We start from the raw sequence: 15,402 nt of genomic DNA, 5'->3' as shown, positions 1-15,402 counted from the left end.
CTTTGCCTTTTATGCATTGACAGCTTGCTGCTTTTCCCCGGCATTACGGCGTGCTTTTTCTTCCATGATCTCAATAATTTGAATATCTGTATATTGCATTGCACGACTGGCTAATGCGCAGAGATTCGCAATTGAACTATCAACATCATCACTGACAATCCCGTCAGTGCCCGCTACACTTTGATTTTGCATCGCCATTAAAACGGCTTTATACGCACTCGCCGCACTACTTGATACTTTCATTGCACAGCTATTCGAGGCGCCATCACAGATAATGCCACTAATATCACCAATCATACTGTTGATTGACATACTTACAGTGGTGAAGTCTTTAGTCAGTAGCCATGCCATACCCGCAGCCGCCCCCATTGATGCAGTGGTTGCCGCACACAATGCAGACAGAGGTGGGAAATGGCTATGAACATAAATCGCCATTAAGTGCGATAAAACTAATGCCCGTAATAAAGTTTCGTCATCTGCTTGAATAAATTCAGCAACTACCATTACCGGCAATGTTGCAGCAATGCCTTGATTACCGGAGCCTGAGTTACTCATAGCAGGTAATACAGCGCCCCCCATACGTGCATCTGAAGCGGCAGACGTTCTTATCATGATTTCACTCAGTAAATCCTTACCTAATAAGCCATTCTCTTGCTGTGAAACCAGCGTCCGCCCTATCGCCAATCCATAACTATTTTTTAGCCCTTCTTCTGATAAAGCACCATTTAGATAAGCCGCATCAAGCATAAAGGCGACTTGATCTATAGGTACATTGAGTGCAAAGCGATAAATATCTTCAGCACAAACCGTCGCAAAAGGCTTTTCTTCTACGCTATCCCCGGCATGAGTCAAACTCGTTTTATTATCCTCAAAAACAACTTTGCCATTACACTCACAGCGCACAACATGGGTATGCTCTTTAGCAATACTGACAATGGCATAACCTGACTGACCATATACTTTTGCTTCAGAGTAGAGTACATCACTACATGGCGTTTTCACGCCAACCGTCACTTTTCCTTCTGCAACCAATGTCTTAGCCTGAGCGATAGCTTGTGGTGATGCTGTAAGTAATACTTCAAGGCCAGCATCCGGATTGCCCCCTGTCGCCCCTAATGCAGCCGCGATGGGTAATCCCGCCATTCCCGTTCCTGGTACTGTTACGCCCATTCCGTTTTTCATTAAATTAGGCGAAACCCACGCTTCAATACCAACAACAGGCTCAGCTAATAATGCGGTTGCTTTTGCCGCAGCTAATGCCAATGAAATCGGCTCAGTGCAACCTACTGCTGGCTTAACACCTTCACGTAATTGACGAATAAACTGCGACCATAAATGAGAATTATTGTTCTGGCTCATAATCTAACACCTTGGATTAATATCGTTTTTAATAACAGCTAACTCGAACCGCAGTTGACGACTATGAGAATGCCAAGAACGGAGAAACACAAAGTAGCAGACCCGTAAAGATAATCAGATAAAGTGATGCGCCTTTGTATTTATGTAACATCGGTACTTTGTACACTAGGTATGCAGGGATAAGACAACCGACCATACCAAAGATAGGACTACAAATTGAGGTAAAGCTCAGTACTGGTGCATTGAGAATAATGGCGCCCCAAGCTAACAGCACAGCAAAGATCATAATGCCGTTTTGTACCCATTTTTCATTGATTTTTTCAACGGGCATCATGCGTTGCAGAATATTCATCACAATCCCTTGTGTGGCTTCACGGAAACCGAGATAGACACCAAAGAATGCGGTCATTACTGCGAAAATATTCAACATTACACTCACTACGGTTACCCAACCGCCAGGGAAGAATTTTGCCGCAATCGCTAATGCAGAGATATTTTGCTCATAAGCTTTTACTGCTTCATCATGTCCCATTGCTAATGTGAAGGAGATTGCATAGAAAAACACCGTACAGAACAACACACCGAAAGCGATATTCATTGCACGTAATGCTTTATGACGCGCTACTTCACGATTTTGGTTACGACTACGATAAGAGATAACCATTGGGCTTAATGTTTGGATAAACAAAATAGAAGTTAATGTAAAAGGTAGTGTGATAATGGCTTCTTTAATTAAACGTCCGGCAGGGGGTAATGCGCCAACATTATACAGATGCCACATACCAATCATTGAAAGACCTAATGCCGCAACAACTAGTAGTTTTGTCATTACCATAAAGCTTGATAGCTTAAACAGTAATTGTTCACCACGAGAAGAAATAGCCACTAACGCACAGATTAAAATCAGACCATAGAATGGATTTTCTGATAATAAACTGTCAGTCACACCAAAAGTTTGTAGATAAGAAGCACTGTCATTCGTGATAGCTGTGGAATAGACAAACATCCAAATCACTAACATCACAAAATAGAGTGCACCTAATAAAATACCCCAGTTTTTACCGAGATAACCGGTGATAACGCTTGGGTAGTCTTTACACTCAGGAGATTCAGCCAACGTATTAATAAATAGGCGTTGGAAAAGGTACATTGCGGGGTAACCAATCACGGAGGAAAGTAAGAAAACCCACAATCCCATTAAGCCAACCTGTACAGGTAAAAAAACAATCCCTGCACCGATAGCCATACCGATACTCATGATAACCCAGCCCACATCATTGCCGTCAAATTTAATTGCTGCACGCCATTGTTCTTCTGTCATACCTGCTCGGCGAGCGCCAGCACTAGTTGCGGGATAGCTTGTTGTCTCTGTTTTTGAGGAAGCCGTTTCCATATTAGTACTCACTTTTTATATTGTAATTGTTAATAGCAAAACGAATTTTGGGGGTAAAAAGAACTATCTAACTTTGCGATGACCTAATAGCCTTACTTTTTGCAGGTATTTTTATTATGGGTAAATGATAGGAAATATTGCGGAGAAAAAAGTTGTTATAAATCGTGATAGCTGAAAACGTTTTGGGAAATAATTCTCTCACAAGGAGAAAAGTAGGATTATCTGTTCAAAGGGAACAGTAAATAATAACCTTCCCCCTACGGCAACCTTTTGATTTACATAACACTTTGAAATATAACAAAATATCACTATTGTTATACAATAATAGTCAAGTATAACAAATGAAACAAATCCATGAATAAACTGTGCTATGCATCACGATATACTATGATAATCCTTTCTATTTAGCTTTGTTATCTCGTATTTGGTTAAAATAATGTAATAAAACAGCAGAATTAACTATTTATTCTTTTTTTTATAAAAAGAGTGTTAATTATATAAAAAGCGGCTATCAGCGTGACTGACGAAAAAAGAATAGTTTTATCTAATAGAATTAATTTCTCTAATAAAATATCAAATTCCTTTTTATAAAGAAAAACGCTACAAACAAAATTTGTAGCGTTTAGACAAAAAGTGCGTAAACCGAGTGCTATTAATAACCGCGCTCTAAAATTGGTTTCAAAAACCTTGCCGTGTGGGAGCCTTCAAAGTCAGCAACTTGCTCTGGCGTACCGGATATCAAGATCTGACCACCACCACTGCCCCCTTCAGGCCCTAAATCAACGATCCAGTCAGCGGTTTTGATCACATCGAGGTTATGCTCAATCACCACAATCGTATTACCCTGATCACGCAACTGATGGAGCACATCAAGAAGTAACTCAATATCGGCAAAGTGTAAACCCGTGGTCGGTTCATCCAAAATATAGAGGGTTTGGCCTGTACCCCGTTTTGACAACTCTTTGGCTAATTTAACCCGTTGTGCTTCACCACCCGATAACGTAGTGGCAGATTGTCCTAAACGAATATAAGAGAGTCCTACATCAATCAATGTTTGTAGCTTACGCGCTAATGCAGGCACCGCATCAAAAAACTCTCTTGCTTCTTCGATTGTCATATCTAGTGCTTCGTGAATATTTTTCCCTTTATATTTAATCTCAAGGGTTTCACGATTATAACGTTGCCCTTTACACTGATCACAAGGCACATACACATCAGGTAAAAAGTGCATTTCAACTTTTAATACACCATCGCCTTGGCAAGCTTCGCAACGCCCCCCCTTCACGTTAAAACTAAAGCGACCTGGCGTATAACCGCGAGTTCGTGATTCTGGTACACCAGCAAAAAGTTCACGGATCGGGGTAAATACTCCGGTATAAGTCGCAGGGTTGGAACGTGGAGTACGACCGATAGGACTTTGGTTAATATCAATCACTTTATCAAAGTGCTCTAATCCCTCAACGTCTAAATAAGGTGCTGGCACGCTATTAGTGGCGCCATTTAATTGACGTTGAGCAATGGGGAATAACGTATCATTAATTAAGGTTGATTTACCCGAGCCAGATACACCGGTAATACAAGTAAATAAACCAACAGGTATTTTTAAATTAACGTTTTTTAGGTTATTACCTTTCGCCCCTAAAATAGTGAGCATTTTTTCGCGATCAACAGGAACACGCTTTTCAGGGATAGCAATACGGCGTTCGCCACTTAAGAATTTACCGGTTAATGAGTTGGAGTTATTAACAATATCTTCCAGTGTACCCTGAGCGACTATCTCACCACCATGAACGCCAGCACCCGGCCCAATATCAATGATATGATCAGCGGCACGGATAGCGTCTTCATCATGCTCAACGACGATCACCGTGTTACCTAAATCACGCAAGTGGATCAACGTTTCCAGTAGGCGATCGTTATCGCGTTGATGCAAACCAATTGAAGGCTCATCAAGTACATACATTACCCCAACTAATCCAGCACCAATTTGGCTTGCTAGGCGAATACGCTGCGCTTCGCCGCCTGATAATGTCTCCGCTGAACGAGAAAGAGTGAGGTAATTTAATCCCACATTGACCAAGAATTTTAATCTGTCACCAATCTCTTTTAATACTTTTTCGGCAATCTTCGCTCTCTGACCACTGAGTTTTAGATTTTGGAAAAAGCTCATCGCATGACCAATACTGTAATCCGCAATTTCAGGTAACGTGGTATTTTCAACATACACATGGCGAGCTTCGCGACGTAAGCGAGTACCACCACAAGAGGCACAAGGACGATTGCTAATATATTTAGCTAACTCTTCACGCACCGCACTCGATTCTGTTTCACGATAACGGCGCTCCATATTATTTAATACCCCTTCAAAAGGATGATGGCGAACCACAACATCCCCTCGATCATTGGTGTATTTAAATTCAATATTTTCTTTACCTGAACCGGATAAAATCACTTTTTGGATCTTGTCGGGTAATGAGTCAAAGGGAGCTTCAACATCAAAATGATAGTGCTCGCCTAATGAGCGCAACATTTGGAAATAGTAAAAATTGCGCCGATCCCATCCTTTAATCGCACCACCGGCCAGAGAAATTTCTCGATTTTGGATCACCAAATCAGGATCGAAAAATTGTTGAACCCCTAAACCATCACAAGTAGGACACGCACCTGCGGGGTTATTAAAAGAGAATAACCGTGGCTCTAGTTCACTCATGCTATAACCACAAATAGGACAGGCAAAGTTTGCAGAAAAAACAATATCTTCAGCACTGCTATCGTCCATATCAGAGATAACTGCCGTGCCTCCTGATAATTCAAGCGCCGTTTCAAAAGATTCTGCTAAACGTTGAGCCAGATCGTCACGAACTTTAAAGCGATCAATGACCACTTCAATGGTGTGCTTTTTCTGTAACTCCAAGGTAGGGGGATCTGATAAATCACACACTTCACCATCGATACGAGCACGAATATAACCTTGTGCAGCAAGATTATTGAGTAATTTTACATGCTCACCTTTGCGCTCTTTTACGATTGGCGCCAATAACATTAAGCGTTTACCTTCTGGTTGCGCTAAAACATTATCCACCATTTGGCTTACCGTTTGAGCCGCTAAAGGGATATCGTGATCAGGACAGCGCGGTTCACCTACACGTGCAAATAATAGACGTAGGTAATCGTGGATCTCGGTAATGGTGCCGACCGTTGAGCGCGGGTTATGTGATGTCGATTTCTGCTCAATCGAAATAGCGGGCGATAACCCTTCAATATGATCAACATCAGGCTTTTCCATTAAGGAAAGAAACTGACGAGCATAAGCTGAAAGCGATTCAACGTAACGCCGTTGGCCTTCCGCATAAAGCGTATCAAAGGCTAAAGAGGATTTACCTGAGCCAGAAAGTCCCGTAATAACAATAAGTTTATCGCGGGGAATGACCAAATTGATATTTTTTAGGTTATGGGTGCGAGCGCCCCGTACTTCGATTTTATCCATGAATATATCCCGGATTAAGTGAGTCGCCGAAAAAGAAAGAATCGGATAATTATGACACAAAACTAGCTGAATGGATATACAGTATATATATTGAAACTGAATGATAATGAAAATTTGCCATATTAAGACAACAAAATGTCGATCCTGTTCTCAATGGAGAAATTCATTACTCATCATATTCAAATTTTAGCTTACGTGATAAACTTCATCGCTTATGATTTCAAAAAATTTACTTTCGCAGGAGTACCTCACATGGCGAGCAGAGGCGTTAACAAAGTTATTCTTATCGGTAATTTAGGGCAGGATCCAGAAATCCGTTATATGCCAAGTGGTGGTGCAGTGGCAAATCTGACACTAGCAACTTCAGAAAGCTGGCGCGACAAACAAACCGGTGAAATGAAAGAGAAAACCGAATGGCACCGTGTGGTCATTTTCGGCAAACTAGCAGAAATTGCTGGCGAGTATCTGCGTAAAGGTTCACAAGTTTATATTGAAGGTCAATTACAAACACGTAAATGGCAAGATCAAAGTGGTCAAGATCGCTACAGCACTGAAGTTGTGGTGAATATCGGTGGCACAATGCAGATGTTAGGTGGCCGTGGTGGTCAAGATAATGCACCTTCACAAGGCCAAGGCGGTTGGGGTCAACCTCAGCAACCACAAGCATCACAACAGTTTAGTGGTGGCGCACCATCTCGCCCAGCACAACAACCAGCGGCGGCACCAGCGCCAAGTAATGAACCACCAATGGACTTTGATGACGATATTCCGTTCTGACGGTTACTTAAGAACTTACCTTATCTTCTAAGTCATATAACATCAAACGCTAAAGCCTGTTATACCATTAACGGGCTTTTCTTTGTTTCATGCTTATCCCGCATTTGCCAATCATATTGTCATACCTTGTCTATTTCCCATTGACTATTACTCGTTCATCATTGGCGTTAAGGTAAGTCTTGTGAATGAGTATTAGCCCCTTTCACCATGGTTAGATTTGATTTACTGATAATGACAATTTATAGCGTTATTTTCTCAAAATCCCACTTTCCACAAAGGTTTGCTCAAAAAAAATATGGTAAGATCATCGCAATTAATCACGTCTGAGAGCATCCTATCCTATGAATGAAGAGAAATTGCTCGCTCAGGCAGAAAAGATCTGCCAGAAACGAGGTGTTCGCCTGACTTCACAACGTCTGGCAGTATTGCGTCTGATCATGCAACAACCTACCGCAATCAGCGCTTATGATTTATTAGATTTATTACGCCAAGTAGAGCCTCAAGCTAAACCACCTACCGTATATCGTGGATTGGAATTTCTACTTGAACAAGGTTTTATTCACAAAATAGAATCCACCAATAGCTATGTGCTTTGTCATCATTTTGATGATGCTGAGCATACATCGGTGATGTTAATTTGTGATCGTTGCTTATCAGTCACAGAAAAAAGTAGTCATAAAATTGAAGGGGCGATCAGTACGCTCGCTAAAGATAATGGCTTTCATTTACGCCATAGTGTGATTGAAATTCATGGGCTGTGCGCTCAGTGCCATGAAGCCCAAGCCTGTACACATCCGGAAGGTTGTCACCATGATCATAGTATGGATGATAATCTTAAGCAGAAAAAAACCGGTGACTATAAGCCTCGTTAAGCAGATAAAAGATAAAAGTCAGCGGAACATATGTTTTTTTGTATAAATTAAAAAGAGAAAATGCAGATGATTTTATGTTTTTACACATCATCTGCATCTTTTTGACGTTCTCCCCGCCCTGATAAACTGGAGGACGAGGTTTCGGCGCATCTGGTACAATAATTTGTATTGAATGAATTAGATACAAATTACAGCCATTCGCCGTTACGGATAACCCCTACTGCTAATCCTTCCACAGTAAAGCTCTGCTCACGTAAATCAACGATAATAGGTGAAAACTCTGGATTTTCTGCGTGCAGTTCTATCTTACTACCGACTTTCTTAAATCGTTTTACAGTTACTTCATCTTCAATACGTGCGACAATCACTTGGCCATTATGGACATCTTGTGTTTTATGCACAGCAAGTAGATCGCCATCCATAATACCGATATCTTTCATCGACATACCATTAACACGCAGTAAAAAATCTGCGCTCGGTTTAAAAAGCATAGGATCAACTTGATAATGGCTTTCGATATGCTCTTGCGCTAAAAGTGGTTCACCGGCTGCAACTCGTCCAATTAATGGTAAGCCTTCAGGCTCTTCTTCAAGTAGCAAACGGATACCTCTAGACGCACCAGAGACAATTTCTATCACGCCTTTGCGAGCAAGTGCTTTTAAATGCTCTTCTGCCGCATTAGGTGAGCGAAAACCAAGTTGGGAAGCGATTTCCGCCCGTGTTGGTGGCATACCCGTTTGCGAAATGTGATCACGAACCAAATCGTAAACCTGCTGCTGCCTTGCAGTTAATGCTTTCATTCCGCCCCCTGTTTGTTTATACAGTCAGACTGTGAGTATATACAGGTATATGCCGATTGGGAACTACAAATGCATATAAAACACGCATCTTTGCATTATTTTTCGACAATTGTCGATTTTTTTTACTTTATGCAAAAAAATGATGCCAAAGAATGGTTCCCCAAGTAAATAATCCCAATATAATAGCGACGAGAACGGCAGCTGATCCCATATCCTTTGCTCGTCCTGATAATTCATGACGTTCTGTACCAATGCGATCGACGACAGCTTCTATAGCACTATTGACCAGTTCTAAAATAACGACAAGGACGACTGAACCAATCAATAAAATGCGCTCTAGAACACTGACATCGATAAAAAATGCAAGGATAATTGCTATTAAGGTCACAATAGCTTCTTGTCTAAAAGCGGCTTCATTGATCCAAGCGGCGCGTAAGCCCTGATATGAATAGCCACCAGCTTTAATGATTCGGGTAAGACCTTTATTTTGATTAGCCATAATAAACTCTATCGAAAACAAACGATTATTTTGCCACTTTTCTCTATTAATATTGTCACAGCACCACAGATCTACGAAAGACTTTCTGTTATGCTTTCGAAGTATTGCTAATAAGAGGCTACAACTATTTATGTCAGCTTGGCGTAAACTATATTATAACACATTGAATTTACCACTGAAATTGTTGGTAAAAAGTAAACGAGTTCCGACTGATCCTATCACTGAGTTAGGCTTAGATACGTCGCGATCTTTCCTTTATGTTCTGCCTTATCACTCTAAAGCAGACTTACTGACATTACGTCAGCAATGTTTATCTCTTGGCTTGCCAGATCCTCTGCAACCCATAGAAATTAACGGAACCAAACTGCCAGCCTACGTCTTTATTGACGATGGTCCTAGAGTATTCCGTTACTACTCTCCCGATCCGCGTAAAGATTCAGTGAAAACATTCCATGCTTATCTTGATGCTCATCGTAACAATCCGCATCTTGATATTGAAATGTTACCTGCTTCAGTGATGTTCGGTCGCTCACCGGGTCGAGAAGGTCATAATGGCGTCCCCCATTTGCGCTTATTAAATGGGATCCAAAAATTTATTGCCATCCTCTGGCTAGGTCGAGATAGTTTTGTCCGTTTCTCGCCGACCGTATCCATGCGCCAAATGGCGAATGAACATGGAACCGATACCAGCATTGCTCGAAAACTTGCGCGTGTGGCACGTATTCACTTTTCACGTCAGCGTTTAGCAGCAGTTGGCCCAAAACTACCTGCACGCCAAGATCTCTTCAATAAACTATTGGCATCCAAAGCCATTGAAAAAGCCATTGAAGATGAAGCAAAAGCGAAAAAAATTACGCTTGATAAAGCACGTAAAAATGCCACTGATATCATGGAAGAGATCGCCGCTAATTTCTCTTATGAAGCGGTACGAATGACTGATCGTGTATTAAGCTGGACATGGAATAAGCTCTATCAAGGTATCAACGTTTTTAATGCAGAACGTGTGCGCCAACTTGCGCAAGATGGACATGAAATTGTCTACGTACCTTGTCACCGTAGTCATATGGACTACTTATTGCTTTCCTATGTACTTTATCATCAAGGATTGGTTCCCCCACATATTGCTGCGGGTATTAACCTTAATTTCTGGCCAGCAGGACCGATTTTCCGCCATTTAGGGGCTTTCTTTATTCGTCGAACCTTTAAAGGAAATAAACTTTATTCAACCATCTTCCGGGAATATTTAGGTGAATTATTCTCTCGAGGCTACTCTATTGAATATTTTGTTGAAGGTGGACGCTCCCGTACAGGTCGACTGTTAGATCCTAAAACAGGGACGCTGTCAATGACCGTGCAAGCCATGTTACGTGGTGAGACACGCCCTATTTCCATCGTTCCCATTTATATTGGCTATGAGCATGTCATGGAAGTTGCCACTTATGCCAAAGAGTTGCGTGGTGCGACAAAAGAGAAAGAAGGTTTTATGCAGATGATCAGAGGATTGCGTAAACTACGTAACCTTGGTCAAGGCTATGTCAATTTTGGTGAACCTATTTCGCTATCACAATACCTTAATCAGGCAGTGCCTGACTGGCGCGATGATATTGATCCCATTGAGCCACAACGTCCAAGCTGGTTAAATCCTGCAGTTAGTGCGTTAGCGGATAATATTATGGTTAATATTAATAATGCCGCTTCGATTAATGCGATTAACCTTGTCTCTACGGCGTTGCTAGCGTCCCGTCAGCGAGCACTAACTAAAGAACAATTATTAGAGCAAATAGATTGTTATCTACAGTTACTGCGTAATGTGCCTTACTCATCAGATATGGTTGTCCCCGATAAAAGCTCAGAGACATTATTAGCACACGCCTTGCAAACAGATAAATTCCAAGTTGAGCAGGATAGTCTTGGTGATATTATCATATTGCCTCGTGAAAGTGCCGTATTGATGACTTATTATCGCAATAACACCATTCACTTAATGGTTACACCATCATTAATTGCGAGCATTGTCTTGCATCACGAGCGTATACACCGTGATGACTTAATGAAACAGGTAGAATTAATTTTCCCTCTTATCAAAGCTGAGTTGTTTATTCGCTATGAAAAAGAGGAGTTACCTGATGTGGTTAATACACTGATTAGTGAGCTTTGTCGCCAGCGTCTAATTTGCTGTGCTGATGATGGCATATTACGGATCAATCCAGCACGTATTCGCCCATTACAGCTTTTAGCAGCAAGTGTTAGAGAAACGCTACAGCGTTATGGTATTACGCTCTCTCTACTCAATTTTGCTCCTGAAATTAGCCGTGCACTATTAGAAAGAGAAAGCCGCATTTTGGCGCAACGACTTTCTGTATTGCATGGTATTAACGCACCTGAGTTCTTTGATAAAGCGGTTTTCTCCACTTTAGTTTCTACACTGCGTGAAGAAGGTTATCTCAAAGATAATGAAGATATCCTCAAAGCAGATGCCTCTGCACTTTACCAAGTTATTGCGAAATTAATGTCACCAGAAATTCGTTTAACCATTGAGAGTGTAGGCGTTACTGAAGATAACAATTCAGCACAAGCGATTGAGGAAAACCCTGAATCCAACATGGATAAGTAGTTGCTTAATAGCAAATCGCGCTATAATCAGTAATAGAAAAGGGATAAGCAATTGGCTTATCCCTTTTATTTTTATGCAACTTCAGTGCTCAGCTAGTGCTGGTAATATATTTATTAGAAATAATTAAATAAAATACCTGCGAATAAAACAAAACCAACATAATTATTATTCATAAACGCTTGAAAACAAGGGGCTCTTTCCCGTTCAGCAATTAATTTCTGTTGATAAATAAACAGTGCTGTCACGAGTAACAATGACCAATAATAGATCCCTTTCATATTCAGCAAAACGCCAATCGCCACTAATAATGCCAACATCACTAACTGTAAAATACCAATAATGATTTTATCGTAACGACCAAACAGAATGGCTGTCGATTTCACCCCTATTTTTAAATCATCATTGCGATCGACCATGGCATATTGAGTGTCATACACAACAGACCAGATAATATTGACCAAAAAGAGTAACCAACATACTAAAGGTAGTGTTTCAGAAACTGCAGCAAATCCCATAGGGATAGACCAACCAAAGGCCATACCTAAAATTAATTGAGGCAAATTACTAAAACGTTTTACAAAAGGATAAAACCATGCAAGTGCAAGTGCGGCAATAGATAACCAAATGGTCATGGTATTTAACGTAAGCACTAATCCAAACGAAAACAGCACCAAGACAATAAAGATAATCTTGCTCTCTTTCTCCGTTACAGCACCACTAGGTAATGGTCTATTTTTAGTTCGTTCAACGTTGCCATCAATTTTTCTGTCAGCAAAGTCATTTATTACACACCCAGCGGCACGCATGGAAAACACACCTAGAGTAAATACAATTAGGATATGCCAGTCAGGAAAGCCTTTAGCGGCGATCCATAATGCCCAATACGTTGGCCAAAGTAATAATAGCGCTCCAATAGGCTTATCTATACGCATTAAACGGCTATACGCCTGCCATTTATTGTGCGTCATACTTCCCTCCAATTTTAGCTCCCCCTAACTACTGCTTATATACAGGTGATGCAGGCAAAAACACCTCAGTTAATAATAAAGGTTTATCTGAAAGCTGGAAACGGGAACGACGTAACCAATGTCCATTTTGTTGCCCAATATGAATAAAATCACGACTTAAGGTTGTTTCCTGGAACAGATAACGTCCTAATGGCACCGTACGCAAATTCACTAATTGGCGATCTTCACCCGTTAATGTCTCTTCCGGCACTAATGTTCGCCCTAATAACCAAGGTACATTATCCCCACAAAGGACGATTTCTCTTAGCCAATAGCGTCGGCTATAAGGTAAACACTTTTGTTCATCAGCAGGCTCGATATATTCAATAAAACCTTCTTGATATGGCATTACCGTCACTTGATGGCAATGTTGCTCAAAACGTCGTGTCATTGAACCTAATTCCAGCAGCCAACTTAAGGTATTTTCTGCGACTTCTTCACGCTCTTCATCTGATAACCAGTGAATAGGTGCGTGAGTAATTATGGATTTTTTAAACATTCTTTCATCATCACAACTATGATGATCCTAACTTTATAAATCATTATGCACTAAGGATATCATGATGTAGCGATAGGAAGTTAAAAGCTGATAACATTTCGTATAAATAATCTAAAAAAACGTTAAAAGATAATCAGAATTCACTCAAATTGAGAAAAAACAAAGGAGGTCACCATCAACCTCCTTGGTTATAAGCGCTTAATCACACTTAATTTATTCTCTTAACGCCATGCTTTGTAACGATTAATTAAATTATTTGTTGAACTATCATGACTGTTAACACTTTCCTTACCTTTTAACTCTGGCAATATGCGACTAGCTAATTGTTTGCCCAACTCAACGCCCCATTGGTCAAAGGTGAAGATATTGAAAATTACACCTTGTACAAAGATTTTATGTTCATACATCGCAATTAACGCGCCTAATGAATAGGGAGTGATCTCTTTTAAAAGAATGGAGTTGGTGGGACGATTCCCTTCAAACACTTTAAATGGTGCCACATACCCCATGGTTGCGGGATCTTTTCCTGCTGAGGCAAACTCTGCATCGACTTGCTCACGAGTTTTACCAAATGCCAATGCTTCGGTTTGTGCAAAGAAGTTCGACATTAGTTTTGCATGATGATCAGATAATGGATTATGGCTGATCGCTGGTGCAATAAAATCACAAGGGATCAGTTTGGTTCCTTGATGAATTAATTGATAAAACGCATGCTGACCATTAGTCCCCGGCTCTCCCCAAATAATAGGTCCGGTTTGGTAACTGACTTTGTTTCCATCACGGTCGATATATTTACCATTGGATTCCATATTGCCTTGTTGGAAGTAAGCAGCAAAACGGTGCATATATTGATCGTATGGCAGAATCGCTTCAGTTTCGGTACCAAAAAAATTGTTATACCAAATGCCAATAAGCGCCAATATCATCGGAATATTATTTTCAGCTTCAGTGGTTCTAAAGTGATTATCCATAGCATGAGCACCAGACAGTAACTGCTCAAAGTTGTCATAACCAATAGATAATACAATGGATAAACCAATTGCTGACCATAATGAGTAGCGGCCACCAACCCAATCCCAAAACTCAAACATATTTGCGGTATCAATACCAAATTTTTCTACTTCAGCACTATTAGTTGATAACGCAACAAAGTGTTTCGCGACAAAAGCACTCTCTTTAGCCGCAGATAAGAACCAATCTCTTGCAGAGTGTGCATTAGTCATGGTTTCTTGTGTGGTAAAGGTTTTTGAAGCAATCAAGAATAGCGTTGTTTCTGGATCGCATTTTTTCAAGGTTTCAGCAATATGTGTACCATCAACATTAGAAACAAAATGCATGGTCAAGTGGTTTTTATAAGGGCGCAGTGCTTCTGTCACCATATACGGGCCTAAATCAGAGCCACCAATACCGATATTGACCACATCAGTAATCGCTTTACCTGTGTAACCTTTCCATTCACCACTAATCACACGCTCACTAAATACTTTCATTTTATGCAATACAGCATTGACTTCTGGCATCACATCTTTGCCATCGACCATAACCGGTGTATTGCTACGGTTGCGTAATGCGGTGTGGAGTACCGCACGATCTTCCGTACAGTTGATTTTTTCACCGCTAAACATGCTGTTTATCGCACCAGCAACATCACACTCTTTAGCCAGAGCCTGTAATTTATCTAATGTTTCTTGGGTGATACGGTTTTTTGAAAAATCGACTAGAATTTGGTCTGAAAACGTTCTTGAAAAGGTGTTAAAGCGTGATGGATCTTGAGAGAACAGTGTTTTCATTTCTGTATCTTTCATCACGGCAAAATGGTCTTCTAATGCCTTCCAAGCTAAGGTATGAGTTGGGTTTACATTTTTCATTCACAATACTCTCTTAAGATTACAATCCGATATTCTCAGATTGTAGCCTGTCATTTAATAGTTACGGTCAATTCTTTCTTATTTGATGATATTCGTCAAAACCATTCAACAAATCTAGTATTAATTACTTACATAGGCAAAACCGATAATCTTTGAGTAATTATTAATTAAATTGATTATCCTTCACTCTTGATTGACTCTTTTGGCAATAACCGATATTCCTAACT

11 protein-coding genes are annotated in these 15,402 nt (G+C 40.5%); 3 read left to right on the top strand and 8 right to left on the bottom strand.

The features are described 5' to 3' along the window. Positions 1 to 9: 9 nt before the first annotated feature. The 3 genes from HMPREF3129_RS05925 to uvrA all read right to left on the bottom strand — a co-directional run bounded on the left by HMPREF3129_RS05925 (position 10) and on the right by uvrA (position 6,239). Positions 10 to 1,359 carry an L-cysteine desulfidase family protein gene (locus HMPREF3129_RS05925; protein WP_036919179.1) on the bottom strand — a complete coding sequence of 450 codons (1,350 nt, stop codon included), beginning with the start codon at positions 1,357 to 1,359 and terminating at the stop codon, positions 10 to 12. A gap of 61 nt (positions 1,360 to 1,420) precedes the next feature. Then, the gene (locus tag HMPREF3129_RS05920) at positions 1,421 to 2,752 is read right to left on the bottom strand and encodes an SLC5/6 family protein (protein WP_004249166.1); all 1,332 of its coding nucleotides are present in this window, start codon (positions 2,750 to 2,752) and stop codon (positions 1,421 to 1,423) included. A gap of 652 nt (positions 2,753 to 3,404) precedes the next feature. Further along, positions 3,405 to 6,239, bottom strand: coding sequence for an excinuclease ABC subunit UvrA (gene uvrA, locus HMPREF3129_RS05915; protein WP_036919181.1), 2,835 nt, complete (start codon positions 6,237 to 6,239; stop codon positions 3,405 to 3,407). 252 nt (positions 6,240 to 6,491) lie between these two features. On the opposite strand from uvrA, the gene ssb1 reads away from it, so the two are divergent. Both ssb1 and zur read left to right on the top strand, forming a co-directional pair. Further along, complete coding sequence (ssb1, locus tag HMPREF3129_RS05910) at positions 6,492 to 7,016, top strand: single-stranded DNA-binding protein SSB1 (protein WP_004249162.1); 525 nt, start codon at positions 6,492 to 6,494, stop codon at positions 7,014 to 7,016. A 341-nt stretch (positions 7,017 to 7,357) separates the two neighbouring features. Continuing rightward, complete coding sequence (zur, locus tag HMPREF3129_RS05905; protein WP_004249161.1) at positions 7,358 to 7,888, top strand: zinc uptake transcriptional repressor Zur; 531 nt, start codon at positions 7,358 to 7,360, stop codon at positions 7,886 to 7,888. A 188-nt stretch (positions 7,889 to 8,076) separates the two neighbouring features. On the opposite strand, the gene lexA is transcribed toward zur, so the two are convergent. Further along, the gene (gene lexA, locus HMPREF3129_RS05900) at positions 8,077 to 8,688 is read right to left on the bottom strand and encodes a transcriptional repressor LexA (protein WP_004245906.1); all 612 of its coding nucleotides are present in this window, start codon (positions 8,686 to 8,688) and stop codon (positions 8,077 to 8,079) included. A 127-nt stretch (positions 8,689 to 8,815) separates the two neighbouring features. Beyond that, positions 8,816 to 9,187, bottom strand: a complete 372-nt coding sequence (locus tag HMPREF3129_RS05895; RefSeq protein ID WP_004245908.1) for a diacylglycerol kinase — start codon at positions 9,185 to 9,187, stop codon at positions 8,816 to 8,818. Positions 9,188 to 9,317: 130 nt separating this feature from the next. On the opposite strand from HMPREF3129_RS05895, the gene plsB reads away from it, so the two are divergent. After that, a complete protein-coding gene (gene plsB / locus HMPREF3129_RS05890; RefSeq protein ID WP_012368492.1) occupies positions 9,318 to 11,801 on the top strand; it encodes a glycerol-3-phosphate 1-O-acyltransferase PlsB in 2,484 nt (827 codons plus the stop codon). A 113-nt stretch (positions 11,802 to 11,914) separates the two neighbouring features. Here the strand turns inward: plsB and ubiA are convergent, their stop codons facing one another. The 3 genes from ubiA to pgi all read right to left on the bottom strand — a co-directional run bounded on the left by ubiA (position 11,915) and on the right by pgi (position 15,175). Then, positions 11,915 to 12,769 (bottom strand): 4-hydroxybenzoate octaprenyltransferase, encoded by an 855-nt coding sequence (ubiA, locus tag HMPREF3129_RS05885; protein WP_004250107.1) that lies wholly within the window; start codon positions 12,767 to 12,769, stop codon positions 11,915 to 11,917. Between the two features lie 28 nt (positions 12,770 to 12,797). Next, the gene (ubiC, locus tag HMPREF3129_RS05880) at positions 12,798 to 13,307 is read right to left on the bottom strand and encodes a chorismate lyase (protein ID WP_004245914.1); all 510 of its coding nucleotides are present in this window, start codon (positions 13,305 to 13,307) and stop codon (positions 12,798 to 12,800) included. A gap of 221 nt (positions 13,308 to 13,528) precedes the next feature. Next, positions 13,529 to 15,175, bottom strand: coding sequence for a glucose-6-phosphate isomerase (gene pgi / locus HMPREF3129_RS05875; protein ID WP_036919184.1), 1,647 nt, complete (start codon positions 15,173 to 15,175; stop codon positions 13,529 to 13,531). Between the last annotated feature and the right edge of the window lie 227 nt (positions 15,176 to 15,402).

This window comes from Proteus sp. HMSC14B05, from assembly GCF_001808035.1.
In the GTDB taxonomy this organism is placed as follows: Bacteria; Pseudomonadota; Gammaproteobacteria; order Enterobacterales; family Enterobacteriaceae; genus Proteus; species Proteus mirabilis.
This window is presented reverse-complemented; position numbering and strand designations above follow the sequence as displayed.